Source organism: Streptomyces sp. NPDC001816 (assembly GCF_042892235.1).
In the GTDB taxonomy this organism is placed as follows: domain Bacteria; phylum Actinomycetota; class Actinomycetes; order Streptomycetales; family Streptomycetaceae; genus Streptomyces.
Genome location: NZ_JBIATY010000014.1, coordinates 41,621 through 57,368, shown reverse-complemented (window position 1 = coordinate 57,368; position 15,748 = coordinate 41,621). Strand labels below are relative to the sequence as shown.

Genomic DNA, 15,748 nt, shown 5'->3' with positions numbered 1-15,748 from the left:
CGGATCCCTCACCGAGGCCCGCCTCGCGGTCGTCACCGGACCGGTAAGGAATGGAGAAGCGCCGGTCGCGGAGCCGCGGCTACCGTGGCCGCCACGGGTGTCGTCCGGCGTAGGAAAATCGGACGTTACGCTCTATGCCGGTCGGATCCGGCCAGGCGGCACCGGTGGAGACCGTGAAGGCGGGCCCGCCCGAGGGATGGAGTGACGAGAAGCATGGCCAAGAGGACGGACACGCAGTCGCCTGCGCCGCACGCTGCCGACAGCCACGAACTGATCCGCGTGCACGGCGCGCGTGAGAACAACCTCAAGGACGTCACCGTCGCGATCCCCAAGCGCCGGCTGACCGTCTTCACCGGCGTCTCCGGCTCGGGCAAGAGCTCCCTGGTGTTCGACACGATCGCCGCCGAGTCGCAGCGGCTGATCAACGAGACCTACAGCACCTTCGTGCAGGGCTTCATGCCCACGCTGGCGCGCCCCGACGTCGACGTGCTGGAAGGGCTGACGACCGCGATCATCGTCGACCAGCAGCGGATGGGCTCCGACCCCCGCTCCACGGTCGGCACCGCCACCGACGCCAACGCGATGCTGCGCATCCTCTTCAGCCGGCTCGGGCAGCCGCACATCGGTTCGTCCCGGGCGTTCTCCTTCAACATCCCGTCGATCAGCGGCGCGGGTGCGGTCACGGTCGAGCGCGGCGGCAAGACAGTCAAGGAGCAGCGCAGCTTCAGCATCACCGGCGGCATGTGCCCGCGCTGCGAGGGCCGGGGCACGGTCACCGACATCGACCTGACCCAGCTGTACGACGACAGCAAGTCGCTCAGCGAGGGTGCGCTGACGATCCCCGGCTACAGCATGGACGGCTGGTACGGCCGTATCTTCAAGGGCTGCGGCTTCTTCGACCCGGACAAGCCGATCCGCAGGTTCACCAAGAAGGAACTGCACGACCTCCTCCACAAGGAGCCCACCAAGATCAAGGTCGAGGGCATCAACCTGACCTACGAGGGTCTGATCCCCAAGATCCAGAAATCGATGCTGTCCAAGGACATCGACGCGCTGCAGCCGCACATCCGCGCGTTCGTCGAGCGGGCGATGACGTTCACCACCTGCCCCGACTGCGACGGCACCCGGCTCAGCGAGGGGGCCCGGTCCTCGAAGATCGAGGGGATCAGCATCGCCGACGCCTGCACGATGCAGATCAGCGACCTGGCCGCATGGGTCCGCGGTCTCGACGAACCGTCGGTCAAGCCGCTGCTGACGGCGCTGGGGGAGACCCTCGACTCGTTCGTCCGGATCGGCCTCGGCTACCTGTCGCTGGACCGGCCGTCGGGCACGCTGTCGGGCGGCGAGGCCCAGCGCGTCAAGATGATCCGCCACCTCGGCTCCTCGCTCACCGACGTCACCTACGTCTTCGACGAGCCCACGACGGGCCTGCACCCCCACGACATCCAGCGGATGAACGACCTGCTGCTGAGCCTGCGGGACAAGGGCAACACCGTGCTCGTCGTGGAGCACAAGCCCGAGGTCATCGCGATCGCCGACCACGTCGTCGACCTCGGCCCAGGCGCCGGCGCGGCGGGCGGCACCGTCTGCTTCGAGGGCACCGTCGAGGGGCTGCGGGCCGGCGGCACCGTCACCGGCCGCCACTTCGACGACCGGGCCGCCGTCAAGGACTCGGTGCGCAGGCCCACCGGCATGCTGCAGATCCGCGGCGCGCGGGCGAACAACCTGCAGGACGTCGACGTCGACGTCCCGCTCGGGGTGCTGACGGTCATCACCGGCGTCGCCGGCTCCGGCAAGAGCTCGCTCGTGCACGGGTCGATTCCCGCCGCCGAGGGTGTCGTGTCGGTCGACCAGGGCGCGATCCGCGGCTCGCGGCGCAGCAACCCGGCGACGTACACCGGACTGCTCGACCCGATCCGCAAGGCGTTCGCCAAGGCCAACGGCGTGAAGCCGGCCCTGTTCAGCGCCAACTCCGAGGGCGCCTGCCCCACCTGCAACGGCGCCGGCGTCATCTACACCGACCTGGCGATCATGGCCGGCATCACCACCACCTGCGAGGAGTGCGAGGGCAGGCGGTTCGACGCCTCGGTGCTCGAGTACCGCCTCGGCGACCGGGACATCAGCGAGGTGCTGGCGATGTCGGTGACCGAGGCCGGCGAGTTCTTCGCGGCCGGTGAGGCCCGTACGCCGGCGGCGCACCGCATACTCGACCGGCTCGCCGACGTCGGCCTCGGCTACCTCACCCTCGGCCAGCCGCTGACGACCCTCTCCGGCGGCGAGCGGCAGCGGCTCAAGCTGGCCACCCACATGGCCGAGAAGGGCGGTGTCTACGTCCTCGACGAGCCGACCACCGGCCTCCACCTCGCCGACGTCGAGCAGCTGCTGGGCCTGCTCGACCGACTGGTCGACTCCGGCAAGTCGGTCATCGTCATCGAGCACCACCAGGCGGTCATGGCGCACGCCGACTGGATCATCGACCTCGGCCCCGGTGCCGGCCACGACGGCGGCCGGATCGTCTTCGAGGGCACCCCGGCCGACCTCGTCGCAGCCCGCTCCACCCTCACCGGAGAACACCTCGCGGCCTACGTCGGCGCCTGACCGCGCGTCGACGGGGCGGCGCGCATGCTCGGCGTGCAGGACTCCCGGAATCACCCAGGCCTCTCGACCGGCTCGCCAGCCTCCACGACCGCCTGGAGGTCCCCGCACAGCCACGGGCGCGCCCTCGACGGCGTGGACGCCTACGATGTCCGCGACGGAGAGACCGTGGCCGGCGCCACCGCATCGTGGATGCGGCCACAGGGCCGATCGAGGAGGGCTGTGTGACCGTCGCCGACATGGTGGCCCGCCGAGGACGAGGCGGTTGTCCCCGTACGCCGGCACTGCGCGTCGGCGACTCCCGCACCGGCGGCGGCTCATGAGTGAGGCGATCGTGGTGGGGGCCGGCCCGAACGGGCTGGCCGCCGCCGTCACCCTGGCCCGGCACGGGCTGCGGGTCACCGTCCTGGAGGCCGCCGACGAGATCGGCGGCGGCACCCGCAGCGGCGAGGCCATCGTGCCCGGACTGCTGCACGACCACTGCTCCGCGGTGCATCCCATGGCGGTCGGCTCGCCGTTCCTGCGCGAGCTGGACCTGGGCCGGTACGGCCTGCAGTGGCGGCTGCCGGACGTCGACTGCGCGCATCCGCTCGACGGCGGATCGGCCGGCGTCCTGTACCGCTCCGTCAGCGACACCGCGGCCGCGCTGGGCCGGGACGGGGCGCGGTGGCGGCGGTTGTTCGACGGACCCGCCGCCGCCTTCGACATCCTGGCGGAGGACGTCATGGGCCCGCTGCTCCGGGTGCCGCGTCACCCGGTCCGGCTCGCCCGGTTCGGGCTCCCGGCCCTGCTCCCCGCCGCGGCACTGGCACGCACGTTCGCCACACAGGAGGCCCGGGCGCTGTTCGGCGGAGTGGCGGCCCACGCCTTCCAGCCGCTGCACCACCCGATGAGTTCCAGCATCGGCCTCGGCATCCTGACCGCCGGACACCGGCACGGCTGGGCGGTCGCGGCAGGCGGCTCCCGCGCCATCACCGACGCCCTCGCGGCCCTGCTCGCCGATCTCGGCGGCAAGATCGAGACGGGGGTGCGGGTCCGGTCGGCCGCGGACCTTCCGCCCGCCGACGTGACCATGTTCGACCTCGCGCCCGGGGCGGTGGCCGACATCCTCGGCGACCGGCTGCCGCCGCGCGTCGCCCGCGCCTACCGGCGGTTCCGGCACGGCCCCGGCGCCTTCAAGGTGGACTTCGCGGTCGAGGGCGGCGTGCCCTGGTCCGCCCTGCCGGCGCGCCGGGCGGGCACGGTGCACCTCGGCGGCCCGTTCTCCGAAGTGGCCTTCACGGAACGGGAGATCACTGCCGGACGGATGCCCGAGCGGCCGTTCGTCCTGGTGGGCCAGCAGTACCTGGCCGACCCGCAGCGCTCGGTCGGCGACGTGCACCCGGTCTGGACCTACGCGCATGTGCCGCACGGCTACGACGGCGACGCCACCGAGGCGATCATCGCCCAGATCGAGCGGTTCGCCCCCGGGTTCCGGGACCGCGTGGTCGGCATGAGTACCCGCCCCACCTCCGCCTTCTCCACCCACAATCCGAACTACGTCGGCGGCGACATCCTCACCGGCGCCAAGAACATCCCCCAACTCCTCTTCGGCCCCCGCCTCGGCCTCGATCCATACGCCACCGGGCTCCCCGGTCACTACCTCTGCTCGGCGGCGACCCCGCCGGGCCCCGGGGCGCACGGGATGTGCGGCCACCATGCCGCCCGAGCCGCGCTGGAAGCGCTGTGACCGACGACCCGTGGGCCACGGCCGCCCCGTCACCGGGTGTGGACCTCTGGTCAGGCCTTCCGGTTCCGCTGTGCAATCTCTGACCGACTTCTTTCACCTCGGTGGCCAATCACCGGAGTCGGCCTAACGATGATCTCCTCGGTCACGAGCGGCTGGTTCGACCTGTCCGCCTACGTACCGCTGCGGGGGAGCCTCGTCCAGAGCGGCGACGAAGAGTTCCTGCTGGTGCTGGTGATCCATCACATCGCAGGTGACGGTGCGTCGTTGGCACCGCTGGCGCGGGACGTGTCCGTGGCGTACCGCGCGCGGGTGGCCGGCCGTGAGCCGGAGCGGACCGAACTGCCGGTGCAGTACGCGGACTACACGCTGTGGCAGCGGGAGGAACTGGGCGACCTGGCAGACCCGGAGAGCCTCCTGTCGGACCATGCGGCGTACTGGCGCGAGGAACTCGCCGGGGTGTCGAAGCCGTTGCCGCTGCCGCTGGACCGGCCCCGGCCCGAGGCGGCGAGCCACCGGGGCGGATCGGTGGAGATCGGCCTCTCGACCGAGACACGGACGCGGATCGAGGCGATGGCCCGCGCCCACGGCGCGACGGCGTCGATGGTGTTCCAGGCCGCGCTGACCGCGTTGCTGCACCGGATGGGCAGCGGCGACGACGTGGCGGTCGGATCGCCGATCGCGGGCCGCACCGACGAGGCGCTGAGCGACCTGGTGGGGTTCTTCGTCAACTCGTGGGTGCTGCGGGTCCGGTTGTCCGCGGAGTCGTCGTTCGAGCGGGTGCTGGAACAGGTACGGCAGAAGGCGCTCGCGGTGTACGAGAACCAGGACGTCCCGTTCGAGATACTGCTGGAGTTCCTGCGGCCGGAACGGTCGGCCGCGTACCACCCGCTGTCCAGGTGGTGCTCGCATGGCAGAACAACGTGCCGCCGGAACCGGACATGCCCGGCCTGACGGTGTCGATGGAACCCATCCCGACCGGCACCGCGAAGTTCGACCTGTTCTTCAACCTCGCGCCGGACGAGTCCGACGGGTCGGTGATGGGCGAGATCGAGTGCGCCACCGACCTCTTCGACCGCTCGACGGTGGAACAGATTGCGGCGCGGTTCGTGCGCGTGGTGGAGCAGGTCGTCGCCGACCCCTCGATCCGGACTGGCGGAGCATTCCCTACGGCCGGCCCATCGACAACGCGCGGTATTACTTCCTCGACGAGGACATGGAGCCGTGTCCCCGCATAGGCGCAGAACCGCACGGCCTCCGTGCGCTCTCGCGCGCCGGGTGGCACAGGGGCGGGTTTCTGGAAGGGCCCACGAAGGTTCCAGGGGCCGAACGGCCCTTTCGCGCGTGGGATGGGGTCGGCTTGACTGGGCCCGGATGCGGACCACCCGAGGGTGGTCCGCTGTGCCCGGTTCGCGGTTCCGGGCGCAGCGAACGGCTCGGGGGGAGTACATCTTCTCCTCCGCCCGAGCCCTCAGCGGTCGCCTCGCAGCGCGCGCCGGCCTTCACGGCTCCCCGCCGTCTGCCGCGACCAGCCGGATGCCGGTGATCAGGTCGGGGCGGATGCGTCCTCCGGCCGGGTCGATGCCGTAGGCCTCGTAGGCGACGACCACTTCGCGGTCGCCGTTCTGCCGGGCGTGCGAGACCAGTGCGGCGCCCTCGTGGGTGCGGATGATGATGGCGCCGTCGTCGAGGACATGGTCGACCGGGCGGGCGGTGGGCAGCGCGTGCCGGGTGAAGATGATCCGCCCCACTGGCCCTGCGCCTGCCGAGCAGGCGCAGGGCCTCGTCGGGGGACAGTTCGAGGCTGCGGCGCTGGGATGCCATCGAGGGCTGTCCTTCGGGTACGGCGATACCTGTCCGCCGCACGGGGCCGGGGGCCGCGGCCAGCAGGTCTGATGGCCTCCATGGAAAGCGTCTCGAACAGGGTGTGCCAGGGCCGTTCGGCCCTTGTTAACCGCTGCACGTACTGACTTCACTGATCCAGCGGTCCCGCCCGTGGGGCTTCGGCCTCGCCCCTGCGCTCGGCGAGGCGGTCCCGCTCACGGGCGAGGCCCGGGTGGGACCGCGTAGCACGACGGATGGGAGAGCGCCGTATGACGGAGAGGCGAGTGCGGACATGATCGCGGCGATCGGGCACGCCGATCTGACCCCGGACACACTGGAGCTGGTGGAGGCCGAGCTGCGGGCGGCGCTGGAGCGGCTGCCCGCGCAGAGGTCGGCGCTGGTGCGGGCAGGGGCCGGTGCGCCGGTGGCGTTCGGGCGGGCGGTCCGGGCGACGGGGCGGGAGCTGGTCGTGGTGACGCCCACACAGGGGATGGTGCCCGCGTTGCTGCCGGAGCGAGACCGGGTGGCGGTCGCGGAGCTGGTGTCCCTCGCCCGGTGGATGCGTCTGCTGGCGTACGAGCCGGACGACCGGGACGCGTGTGTCGGCGCGGACGAGCGGACGATCGCGGAATGCCGGCAGCTGCTGGCCGTGTGGGACGGCTCGCCCTCCAACGGCCGTGACGCCACCGCGCATCTCGTGGCGTACGCCCGCGCCCGTGGCGTTCCGGTCGAGGTCGTGTGGCCTGAGGGAGCTGCCCGCGAGGCGATACCCGGTGGACCGGCGCCCGCCGCCGGTCGCCGCCTACGCGGCATCAGCCCTCTGTCGACCACCACGGGCCCGGCGCCCACTCGGACCACTGGCAAGGCGGACCAACCACGATGACCGGCACCACCGCTACCGCGCACCACCTCACCAGGAAGGACGGACGACGAGGAGAGATCACACCGGAGGGCGCGACCAGTTCGCGTGCCTTCGCCTGGCTGCTGATCGTGTCCGGAGCGCTCGGCATCCTCGCCTCCTTCGTGATCACCATCGACAAGTTCGAGCTGTTGCAGGACCCGCACTTCTCGCCCTCCTGCAACCTCAGCCCGGTGCTGTCCTGCACGAACGTCATGCGCAGCGCCCAGGCGTCCGTGTTCGGATTCCCCAACCCGCTGCTGGGCCTGCTCACCTACCCGGTGGTGGTGGCCGTCGGATTCGCGCTGCTGGCCGGGGCTCGCTTCCGGCGCTGGTTCTGGCTCGGGCTGAACGCAGGAACGCTGTTCGGCGCGGGATTCTGCATGTGGCTGATGAGCCAGGCGCTGTACGAGATCGGCGCGCTGTGCCTGTGGTGCTGTCTGGCCTGGGCGGCCACGATCGCGATGTTCTGGTACACCACAGCGCACAACCTGAGCCACGGCATCCTGCGCGCGCCGCGCGTGGTGGTGGCCGGGGTACTGGAGTTCCACTGGGTGGTACCGGTCACCTGGTACCTGGCCATCGTGATGCTGATCGCCACCCGCTGGTGGGACTACTGGCAGACACTGCTCTGAGCGCATCGCCGACCGTACAAAGTCCGCCGCTGCGTCGGCTGATATCGCCATATCATCCCGGCGGCAGGCGGGGCCTCCGGCCACCGAAAGGATGAGTTCCAGTTGTGACGAATGGCGATGGCCGGTGAGCCTGGTTGTTACCGGCCCGAGTGCCAGTAGCGTCGCGTCGGAACGACGCCGCTCGCGCAGCCGCGATGTCGGTCAATGTTTTTCGGAATCTCGGAGACGAACAAAACTGTGAGCATCTCCAACGGATCTCAGGACGCCGCCGCTGCAGCACCGGAGGAGGTGTACGAGAACGAGTTGCCGCTACGGCGCAGCCAGCCGGGCAACGTGGCCGTGAAGTGGTTGACCACCACGGACCACAAGACGATCGGAACGCTGTATCTGATCACATCGTTCGCGTTCTTCGTGATCGGTGGCGTGATGGCGCTGCTCATGCGCGCCGAGCTGGCCCGCCCGGGCCAGCAGATCATTTCGAACGAGCAGTACAACCAGGCTTTCACGATGCACGGCCTGGTCATGCTGCTGATGTTTGCGACGCCGCTGTTCGCCGGCTTCACGAACTGGATCATGCCGCTGCAGATCGGCGCGCCCGACGTGGCGTTCCCGCGGCTGAACATGTTCGCCTACTGGCTGTACCTCTTCGGCTCGCTGATCGCGGCGGCCAGCTTCCTCACCCCGCAGGGCGCCCCCGACTTCGGCTGGTTCATGTACGTACCCCTGTCGGACGCGGTCCACTCGCCGGGCGTCGGCGCCGACATGGGCATCATGGGGCTGGCGTTCTCCGGCTTCGGCACCATCCTGGGCTCGGTCAACTTCGTCACCACGATCATCGTCATGCGTGCTCCCGGCTTGACCATGTTCCGTATGCCGATCTTCTGCTGGAACGTGCTGCTGACGGCCGTGCTGGTCCTTTTGGTCTTCCCGATCCTCGCGGCCGCACTCTTCGCCCTGGAGGCGGACCGCAAGTTCGGCGCCCACGTCTTCGACGCCGCAAACGGCGGGGCCCTGCTGTGGCAGCATCTCTTCTGGTTCTTCGGCCATCCAGAGGTGTACATCATCGCGCTGCCGTTCTTCGGCATCGTTTCCGAGATCATCCCGGTCTTTTCCCGAAAGCCGATGTTCGGTTACATGGGACTGATCGCCGCGACCATCTCCATCGCCGGTCTGTCCGCGACGGTATGGGCTCACCACATGTACGTCACCGGCGGTGTGCTGCTCCCCTTCTTCTCCTTCATGACCTTCCTGATCGCGGTGCCGACCGGTGTGAAGTTCTTCAACTGGATCGGCACCATGTGGAAGGGAAGTCTGTCCTTCGAAACACCCATGCTCTGGACGACCGGCTTTCTGGTCACCTTCCTCTTTGGCGGTCTGACCGGCGTGATCCTCGCCTCGCCGCCGATGGACTTCCACGTCTCCGACTCGTACTTCGTGGTCGCGCACTTCCACTACGTCGTCTTCGGCACGGTGGTCTTCGCGATGTTCGCCGGATTCCACTTCTGGTGGCCGAAGATGACGGGCAAGATGCTGGACGAGCGGCTCGGCAAGATGACCTTCTGGACGCTGTTCGTCGGCTTCCACACCACTTTCCTCGTCCAGCACTGGCTGGGCGTCGAGGGCATGCCGCGCCGCTACGCCGACTATCTGGCAGCCGACGGATTCACCACCCTCAACACGGTCTCGACGATCGGCTCGTTCCTGCTCGGTCTGTCGATGCTGCCGTTCTTCTACAACGTGTGGAAGACGTCCAAGTACGGCAAGCCGGTCGGCGTCGACGATCCATGGGGCTACGGTCGTTCCCTCGAGTGGGCGACGTCCTGCCCGCCGCCGCGGCACAACTTCCTCACCCTGCCGCGGATCCGCAGCGAATCCCCGGCGTTCGACCTGCATCACCCCGACATCGCGATGCAGGAGCAGGAGCACCAGTTCCCGGCGGGGCCGCAGAGGTGAGGGTCCTGCCATGAGCGCCGAGATGGCGGCGAACGACGATTCGGTCCAGGCCGGTATCGCACGGATGGAGGGTTACCTGCTGTGGCAGGGTGAGATCGAGCGAGCCCGCGCGGAAGCCGAATCCTTTGCCGATGAACTCGACTGGCTGACAACCGCTCAGCGGGAAAAGGTGGTCGACCTCTTCACCCGTCGCCAGCTCGACCTCTCCCGGGCGGCCATCACCCGCACGGCCCAACGCGCACTACAGCTCCGCCAGGAATACCAGCAGCGCTATGACTGCCTCAAACGCCGGGGCTTCGCCGCTGCCCTGGCCCTGGGAGCCGCTGCTGTCTTCGTCGATTCGTTGCTGCTGATGCGTTGACGAGTCACGACGCGCGAGGAAGCCGCACCGGGGAAACGATGGTCGGCCGCGGTGCCCCGGAGCGGGAGAGGCACCGGCGACCGTCAGCAGATCCTCTTCACGCAAACACCGCACGCCCCGGTGCCCGTGCACCCCGCACGTGCCGCATCCGGCACGAGGCCCGGCCCGTCGGAAGCCCGCAGGCCGCCGGAACCGGCCGCGCGGAGAATCCTGCCCCCGGTCGGACGCCGGTGGATGTACCAGGCCATGTTGGAGGTGAGCCCGGTCAGCAGGATCCAGGCGATGGCCACCACCCACGCGCCTCGGACAACGGACACTGCGGCAGCGGTGGCGGTCAGTCCACAGACGACGGCGGCGTAGTACGCGAGACGGGGCATCCGGCGGCTCCTCTTCATGGGCGGGTACGGGCACACCCACCGCTCACCCTCCCGCGGCAGCGCGACCACCGCGGTAGGGCCGACGGCCGGGAGACGCGCAACTGTCGCATCAGGGTGCAGCCGCCGTCCGGCCCTGGCGCACAGGGGCCGTTCGGCCCTGTCCGGCCCGCCGTGCACGGTGATTACCTGGCACAGCGGCCGAGTGCGCCGGCCACTGCGGCTCCCCGTTCCCCCGTCCGGGAGGGAGATTGACCGGCGCATTCGGTACGCGCTACCGACCGCTTCGACGCCCTTGTGGCTAGAAGAAGCCCAGCTTCTTCGGCGAGTACGACACCAGGAGGTTCTTCGTCTGCTGGTAGTGCTCCAGCATCATCTTGTGCGTCTCGCGGCCGATACCGGACTGCTTGTAACCGCCGAACGCCGCGTGCGCGGGGTAGGCGTGGTAGCAGTTCGTCCAGACCCGGCCCGCCTGGATCGCGCGGCCCGCGCGGTACGCGGTGTTGATGTCCCGGGTCCACACGCCCGCGCCGAGACCGTAGAGCGTGTCGTTCGCGATCTTGATGGCGTCGTCGAAGTCGTCGAACGAGGCCACCGAGACGACCGGCCCGAAGATCTCCTCCTGGAAGATCCGCATGCGGTTGTCGCCCTCGAAGATGGTCGGCTGGACGTAGTAGCCGCCCTTCAACTCGCCGTCGTACTCCACGCGTTCGCCGCCGGTGAGGACCTTGGCGCCCTCCTGCCGGCCGATGTCCAGGTAGGAGAGGACCTTCTCCAGCTGGTCGTTCGAGGCCTGGGCGCCGATCATCGTGGCGGTGTCCAGAGGGTGCCCCGGCTTGATCTGCCGGGTGCGAGCCACAGCAGCCTCCAGGAACTCCCCGTAGTTGCCGCGCTGGACGAGCGCCCGCGAGGGGCAGGTGCACACCTCGCCCTGGTTGAGCGCGAACATGGTGAAGCCTTCGAGCGCCTTGTCCCGGAAGTCGTCGTCGTGGGCCCACACGTCGTCGAAGAAGATGTTCGGGGACTTGCCGCCGAGCTCCAGCGTGACCGGCTTGATGTTCTCCGAGGCGTACTGCATGATCAGCCGCCCGGTCGTGGTCTCCCCGGTGAACGCCACCTTCGCCACCCGCGGGCTGGACGCCAGCGGCTTGCCCGCCTCCACGCCGAAGCCGTTGACGATGTTGACCACGCCCGGCGGCAGCAGGTCGGCGATGAGGCTCATCCAGTAGTGGATGGACGCCGGGGTCTGCTCGGCGGGCTTGAGGACGACCGCGTTGCCCGCGGCCAGCGCCGGCGCGAGCTTCCAGGTCGCCATCAGGATCGGGAAGTTCCACGGGATGATCTGCGCGACCACACCGAGCGGCTCGTGGAAGTGGTACGCCACCGTGTCGTCGTCGATCTCGCCCAGCGAGCCCTCCTGCGCCCGGATGGCGCCCGCGAAGTAGCGGAAGTGGTCGATGGCGAGCGGGATGTCGGCCGCCAGCGTCTCGCGCACCGGCTTGCCGTTCTCCCAGCTCTCGGCCACCGCGAGGGGTTCGAGGTAGGCCTCCATACGGTCGGCGATCTTCAGCAGTGTGTCGGCGCGCTCCGCCACCGACGTACGACCCCACCCGGGCGCGGCCTCGTGCGCCGCGTCCAGCGCCCGCTCGACGTCCTCCGCGGTACCGCGCGCGATCTCGGTGAACGGCTGCCCGTTGACCGGCGACGGATTCTCGAAGTACTGCCCGCGCGACGGCGGCACGTACGCTCCGCCGATGAAGTGGTCGTAGCGCGCCTGGTAGGAGACGATCGCGCCCTCGGTGCCGGGCGCCGCGTAACGGGTCATGCTGGTCTGCCTCCCGGTGAAGCGCTGCCCGCCGTTGGGCAGCTCGCGGCGCGAGGCTAGGCGGGCGGACGTTGCAAGTACGTTGCGCCGCCGGCCGGTGCCGGTGGCCGGTGAGCCGGTACAGCCAGCTCGGCCTCCAACGCCGCCAGCCGGGCCCGCACCGGCGCCGACGGCCGCACCGCCGCGAGCGCCCGCCACACCTCCAGGTCGTCCTCACCCCACGGCGCACGCGCCCAGTCCGCGAGCAGATCGGGATCGCCGTGGGTGATCAGGGCCGCCCGCAGACCGTCGGCGAGGCGGCGCCTGAGCCGCACCACCGCCGGGGCCTGCGAACCCGGCAGCAGCGGGCCGGCGTACGCCTCCACCGCGGACGTCAGCGCACCCGTCTCCAGCCGCCGCTCCACCACGCCGGCGTCGGACTCGACGGCCGCCGTGAGCCGGTACGGCCGGGAGGCGAGCAGCCCCGGCCCCAACAGCCGCCTCAGCCGGGCCAGTTCGGCACGCAGCGTCACCGGGGTCACCGACTCGTCCGCGTACAGCGCGCACAGCAGTTCGTCGCCGGTCAGCCCCTCGGGACGGCGGCCGAGGAGGACCAGGATCTCGCTGTGCCGGCGGCTGAGCCTGATCCGGTGGCCGTCCAGCCGGAGCTCGGCCTCGTCGCGGCCCAGGACGCTCAGCGTCGCGGTGTCCTCGGCACGCCGAGGCGGGGCGAGCAGCGCGAGCTGGGACTCGGCGGCCCGCGCCACCGCCTGCACGAAGCCCAGACTGTGCGGATGCGCCAGCCCGTCGCCACCGGTGATGTCGACGGCCCCGAGGACCCGGCCGGTGTGCGGATCGTGCACCGGCGCCGCCGCACACGTCCACGGCTGCACCCGCCGTATGAAGTGCTCCGCCGCGAACACCTGCACCGGCCGGTCCAGGGCGACCGCGGTACCCGGCGCATTGGTGCCGACGGCCGTCTCCGACCAGCGAGCCCCGGGCACGAAGTTCATCCGGTCCGCCAGGCGCCGGGTCGCCGGATGCCCTTCGACCCACAGCAGCCTTCCGTGTGCGTCGCACACCGCCAGCAGATGCTCGCCGTCGGCGGCGAACGTGCCCATCAGCTCCCTGAACAGCGGCATCACCCGGGCCAGCGGGTGCTCGGCCCGATAGGTACCGAGGTCGCCGTCGGTCAGCTCCACGCTCGCCGTACCGTCCGGCCCCACACCGGCTCGCGCGCTGCGCCGCCACGACTCGGCCACCACGCCCCGCACCGGGCGCGGCACCGTGCCGGCCGTGGTGAACGTCTCGTGCGCCCGGCGCAGCACCCGGACTCGCTCGGCGGGGTCGGCCCCCGGCTCCAGGGCCACCCACGGATCGGTCAACTCGCCCTCCCCGGACGGTGAAACGGCTGGAACCATCGTCACGCGCCGTGTTCGCCCAGACAACCGGTTCGACGTCCGCCTACGCGAAATTGACCAGTCTGATGTAGCGGACCCAGTCCCAGAACGGTCCCGGATCGGTGTGGTCGGTGCCCGGCACCTGATAGTGGCCGATGATGTGCTCCCTGTCCCTGGGGATGCCGTACCTGGCGCAGATGGCTGCCGTCAGCTGCGCGGACTGCTCGTAGAGGGCGTCGGTGAAGAAGGCGGGCTCGTTCACCCAGCCCTCGTGCTCGATGCCGATGCTGCGGGTGTTGTAGTTCCAGTTGCCCGCGTGCCAGGCGATGTCGGCCTCGTGCACGCACTGGGCGACGTGCCCGTCGGCCGAGCGGACCACATAGTGCGCGGACACCTGCTTCTGCGGGTTCTGGAAGATGGCCAGCGTGTCCGTGTACGTCTCCTGCGTGACATGGATGATCACACGGTCGACGGTGTAGTCGGCGGGGCGGTCGGACGAGGTGTAGTTGGCGGTGGTCGCCGGCTGCCACTCGGCCGGAGGGTAGTCGACGGCTTCCCGCGCACCGGCGCGGGCGTCGGGGAGCAGCGAGTAGGGGACGGCGGCGAGAGCCGCGCCCTTCAGGATCCGTCGCCTGCTGAGCTGTGGTCCGGGCCGGTTGGTGTCCATCGTCGGCTGCCTTTCAGGAACGGGTGTGGGGGGCATCACAAGCCTGCGCGACTGATGCGGTGTCAGCGGCCGAGCGTCCGCGCCGTCTCCCGCAGCCGCGCGTGCATGCCGCGGTGAGTCTCCCGCGCGGGCAACCACTCCTTGCGGAGCTTGGCCACGCACGTGTAGTTGGTGTCGCACACGTTGGCCAACGGCGATTCGACCGCCTGGGTTGCGTACTGATACGCGTCCGGCTCACTGAATCCGTAGTCGCGCACCAGCCACTGCACCAGGTCAAGCTGCGATATCCGGAACGCGTCCTCCACCGGGCGCGCCGAGCCTGTCGAGATGAGATGCGTGTCCGATTCCAGCCGGGGCCAGGGGGTGGCGACGTCCTTGAGGAGGTCGACGATCACCACGGTGTTCATCGCGCACTCCACGGCGACCCCGCAGGTCTCGCCCTCGCCCTGCCGCGCGTGCCCGTCACCGAGACTGAGCAGGGCGCCCTCGACGTTCACCCCCAGATAGCAGGTGACACCGGCCCGCATCTCGGGCGTGTCCATGTTCCCGCCGTGCGCGTCCGGGACCGGGGCCGAGCGCACCTCCAGATTGGCGGGGGCCACCCCCACCGTGCCGTGCATGGGGTCGAGGGGCAGCTCCAGCTCTAGGTCACTGTCCTGCGCTCGGAAGAGAGCGGTGCGCCGGGTGCGGTCGAGCTGCCAGATCCAGACCCGCTCCGGCAACGGCGGTTGCAGCGTGGCCGTGGTGTGCGTCGAGGTGAGCGCGCCGAAGAGGGGGACCGTGGTCGAAGCGGCCCAGTCCCGGGCCGGTTCGAGGGACACGAAGTGCACGGCCACGGTGTCGCCGGGCTCGGCTCCCTCGATGTGGAAGGGGCCCGTCTGCGGATTCAGGAAGGGAAACTCGCAGACCTCGGAGACGAGGTCCTTCTCGGACCGCACCCGGCCGGCGAAGCAGTCCTCGGTGTAGAGGTCGAGAACCGTTCCGGGCTGGATCCGGGCCACCGGGGGAGCACCGCCGAACGTCCAGGCGTACTCGTCCGGTTCCGGGCGCACGGTCAGGATGCGGGGGTCGGTCATCGCGGCATCGGTCCTTTCGGTGCGGCGGTCATGAGGAGAGAATCGGTCCCCGTCGGCCTTCCGGTGGGGCGGCTCGCCGTTACGGTCAGCGAGGCACGGTTCCGTCCTGCCGGTGGCCGGCCCTGTCGAGTTCCTCGGCGTGAACCCGTGCGGTCTCGGCTATTCGCTCGGGGTGATGCCGCATCAGCACCAGCAGGACCACCGCGCCGGCGGCCACGGTGGCGGCCGGCGCCATCGCCGTGATGCTCTGGAACAGGGCTTCGCGCAGCCCGATGGCGTCCCGCCGTAGCGTCCCGGTCGTCTCCGCGTGCATGTCGTCCCCCGATCCGTGTCAGCCGACTGGCACTCGACGCGTGTGCATCCCCTCGTCCCGCGAGCGCTCCGCCGGACAGGCAGGGCGGCAGCGCCTCGCGTGAATCACGGTACGGCGCGGGT

The 15,748-nt window shown here is 70.2% G+C and carries 14 protein-coding genes and 1 pseudogene; 8 read left to right on the top strand and 7 right to left on the bottom strand.

Annotated elements, in window-relative coordinates; translation table 11 throughout:
* Positions 1 to 213 precede the first annotated feature (213 nt).
* The 4 genes from ACFYZZ_RS37055 (at position 214) to ACFYZZ_RS37040 (ending at position 5,559) form a co-directional block, all read left to right on the top strand.
* On the top strand, positions 214 to 2,598 hold the full coding sequence (locus tag ACFYZZ_RS37055) for an ATP-binding cassette domain-containing protein (protein ID WP_389185911.1): 2,385 nt from the start codon (positions 214 to 216) through the stop codon (positions 2,596 to 2,598).
* Positions 2,599 to 2,914: 316 nt separating this feature from the next.
* Positions 2,915 to 4,324, top strand: a complete 1,410-nt coding sequence (locus ACFYZZ_RS37050) for a phytoene desaturase family protein (RefSeq protein WP_389185908.1) — start codon at positions 2,915 to 2,917, stop codon at positions 4,322 to 4,324.
* Between the two features lie 129 nt (positions 4,325 to 4,453).
* A complete protein-coding gene (locus ACFYZZ_RS37045) occupies positions 4,454 to 5,275 on the top strand; it encodes a condensation domain-containing protein (protein ID WP_389185905.1) in 822 nt (273 codons plus the stop codon).
* Positions 5,263 to 5,559 carry a hypothetical protein gene (locus ACFYZZ_RS37040; RefSeq protein WP_389185902.1) on the top strand — a complete coding sequence of 99 codons (297 nt, stop codon included), beginning with the start codon at positions 5,263 to 5,265 and terminating at the stop codon, positions 5,557 to 5,559. Before ACFYZZ_RS37045 ends, ACFYZZ_RS37040 begins: the two co-directional genes overlap by 13 nt.
* A 264-nt stretch (positions 5,560 to 5,823) precedes the next feature.
* Here the strand turns inward: ACFYZZ_RS37040 and ACFYZZ_RS37035 are convergent, their stop codons facing one another.
* Positions 5,824 to 6,072, bottom strand: coding sequence for a pyridoxamine 5'-phosphate oxidase family protein (locus ACFYZZ_RS37035; RefSeq protein WP_389185899.1), 249 nt, complete (start codon positions 6,070 to 6,072; stop codon positions 5,824 to 5,826).
* 365 nt (positions 6,073 to 6,437) lie between these two features.
* Between ACFYZZ_RS37035 and ACFYZZ_RS37030 the strand changes: the two are divergent.
* From ACFYZZ_RS37030 to ACFYZZ_RS37015, 4 genes and pseudogenes are all read left to right on the top strand, one after another.
* Positions 6,438 to 6,920 (top strand): annotated as a pseudogene (locus ACFYZZ_RS37030) (hypothetical protein); the annotation flags it as partial.
* Positions 6,921 to 7,024: 104 nt separating this feature from the next.
* Complete coding sequence (locus ACFYZZ_RS37025; RefSeq protein ID WP_389185896.1) at positions 7,025 to 7,678, top strand: vitamin K epoxide reductase family protein; 654 nt, start codon at positions 7,025 to 7,027, stop codon at positions 7,676 to 7,678.
* A 237-nt stretch (positions 7,679 to 7,915) separates the two neighbouring features.
* Positions 7,916 to 9,631 carry a cytochrome c oxidase subunit I gene (gene ctaD / locus ACFYZZ_RS37020; RefSeq protein WP_389185893.1) on the top strand — a complete coding sequence of 572 codons (1,716 nt, stop codon included), beginning with the start codon at positions 7,916 to 7,918 and terminating at the stop codon, positions 9,629 to 9,631.
* Between the two features lie 10 nt (positions 9,632 to 9,641).
* Positions 9,642 to 9,992, top strand: coding sequence for a hypothetical protein (locus ACFYZZ_RS37015; RefSeq protein ID WP_389185890.1), 351 nt, complete (start codon positions 9,642 to 9,644; stop codon positions 9,990 to 9,992).
* An 83-nt stretch (positions 9,993 to 10,075) separates the two neighbouring features.
* Here ACFYZZ_RS37015 and ACFYZZ_RS37010 read toward each other — a convergent pair whose 3' ends face one another.
* The 6 genes from ACFYZZ_RS37010 to ACFYZZ_RS36985 form a co-directional block, all read right to left on the bottom strand.
* The gene (locus tag ACFYZZ_RS37010) at positions 10,076 to 10,369 is read right to left on the bottom strand and encodes a hypothetical protein (RefSeq protein ID WP_389185887.1); all 294 of its coding nucleotides are present in this window, start codon (positions 10,367 to 10,369) and stop codon (positions 10,076 to 10,078) included.
* Positions 10,370 to 10,667: 298 nt separating this feature from the next.
* Positions 10,668 to 12,191: an aldehyde dehydrogenase family protein gene (locus ACFYZZ_RS37005; protein WP_389185884.1), complete on the bottom strand. Its 1,524-nt coding sequence runs from the start codon at positions 12,189 to 12,191 to the stop codon at positions 10,668 to 10,670.
* A 56-nt stretch (positions 12,192 to 12,247) separates the two neighbouring features.
* A complete protein-coding gene (locus ACFYZZ_RS37000; protein WP_389185881.1) occupies positions 12,248 to 13,555 on the bottom strand; it encodes a GAF domain-containing protein in 1,308 nt (435 codons plus the stop codon).
* Between the two features lie 79 nt (positions 13,556 to 13,634).
* The gene (locus ACFYZZ_RS36995) at positions 13,635 to 14,237 is read right to left on the bottom strand and encodes an N-acetylmuramoyl-L-alanine amidase (protein WP_389185878.1); all 603 of its coding nucleotides are present in this window, start codon (positions 14,235 to 14,237) and stop codon (positions 13,635 to 13,637) included.
* Positions 14,238 to 14,299: 62 nt separating this feature from the next.
* Positions 14,300 to 15,313: an acetamidase/formamidase family protein gene (locus ACFYZZ_RS36990; protein ID WP_389185876.1), complete on the bottom strand. Its 1,014-nt coding sequence runs from the start codon at positions 15,311 to 15,313 to the stop codon at positions 14,300 to 14,302.
* Between the two features lie 85 nt (positions 15,314 to 15,398).
* Positions 15,399 to 15,626 carry a hypothetical protein gene (locus ACFYZZ_RS36985; RefSeq protein WP_389185873.1) on the bottom strand — a complete coding sequence of 76 codons (228 nt, stop codon included), beginning with the start codon at positions 15,624 to 15,626 and terminating at the stop codon, positions 15,399 to 15,401.
* Between the last annotated feature and the right edge of the window lie 122 nt (positions 15,627 to 15,748).

Coding starts and splice junctions, on each gene's coding strand:
- ACFYZZ_RS37055 (WP_389185911.1), top strand. CDS start 214: ATGGCCAAGAGGACGGACACGCAGTCGCCTGCGCCGCACGCTGCCGAC.
- ACFYZZ_RS37050 (WP_389185908.1), top strand. CDS start 2,915: ATGAGTGAGGCGATCGTGGTGGGGGCCGGCCCGAACGGGCTGGCCGCC.
- ACFYZZ_RS37045 (WP_389185905.1), top strand. CDS start 4,454: ATGATCTCCTCGGTCACGAGCGGCTGGTTCGACCTGTCCGCCTACGTA.
- ACFYZZ_RS37040 (WP_389185902.1), top strand. CDS start 5,263: ATGCCCGGCCTGACGGTGTCGATGGAACCCATCCCGACCGGCACCGCG.
- ACFYZZ_RS37025 (WP_389185896.1), top strand. CDS start 7,025: ATGACCGGCACCACCGCTACCGCGCACCACCTCACCAGGAAGGACGGA.
- ACFYZZ_RS37015 (WP_389185890.1), top strand. CDS start 9,642: ATGAGCGCCGAGATGGCGGCGAACGACGATTCGGTCCAGGCCGGTATC.
- ACFYZZ_RS37010 (WP_389185887.1), bottom strand. CDS start 10,369: ATGCCCCGTCTCGCGTACTACGCCGCCGTCGTCTGTGGACTGACCGCC.
- ACFYZZ_RS37005 (WP_389185884.1), bottom strand. CDS start 12,191: ATGACCCGTTACGCGGCGCCCGGCACCGAGGGCGCGATCGTCTCCTAC.
- ACFYZZ_RS36995 (WP_389185878.1), bottom strand. CDS start 14,237: ATGGACACCAACCGGCCCGGACCACAGCTCAGCAGGCGACGGATCCTG.
- ACFYZZ_RS36990 (WP_389185876.1), bottom strand. CDS start 15,313: ATGACCGACCCCCGCATCCTGACCGTGCGCCCGGAACCGGACGAGTAC.
- ACFYZZ_RS36985 (WP_389185873.1), bottom strand. CDS start 15,626: ATGCACGCGGAGACGACCGGGACGCTACGGCGGGACGCCATCGGGCTG.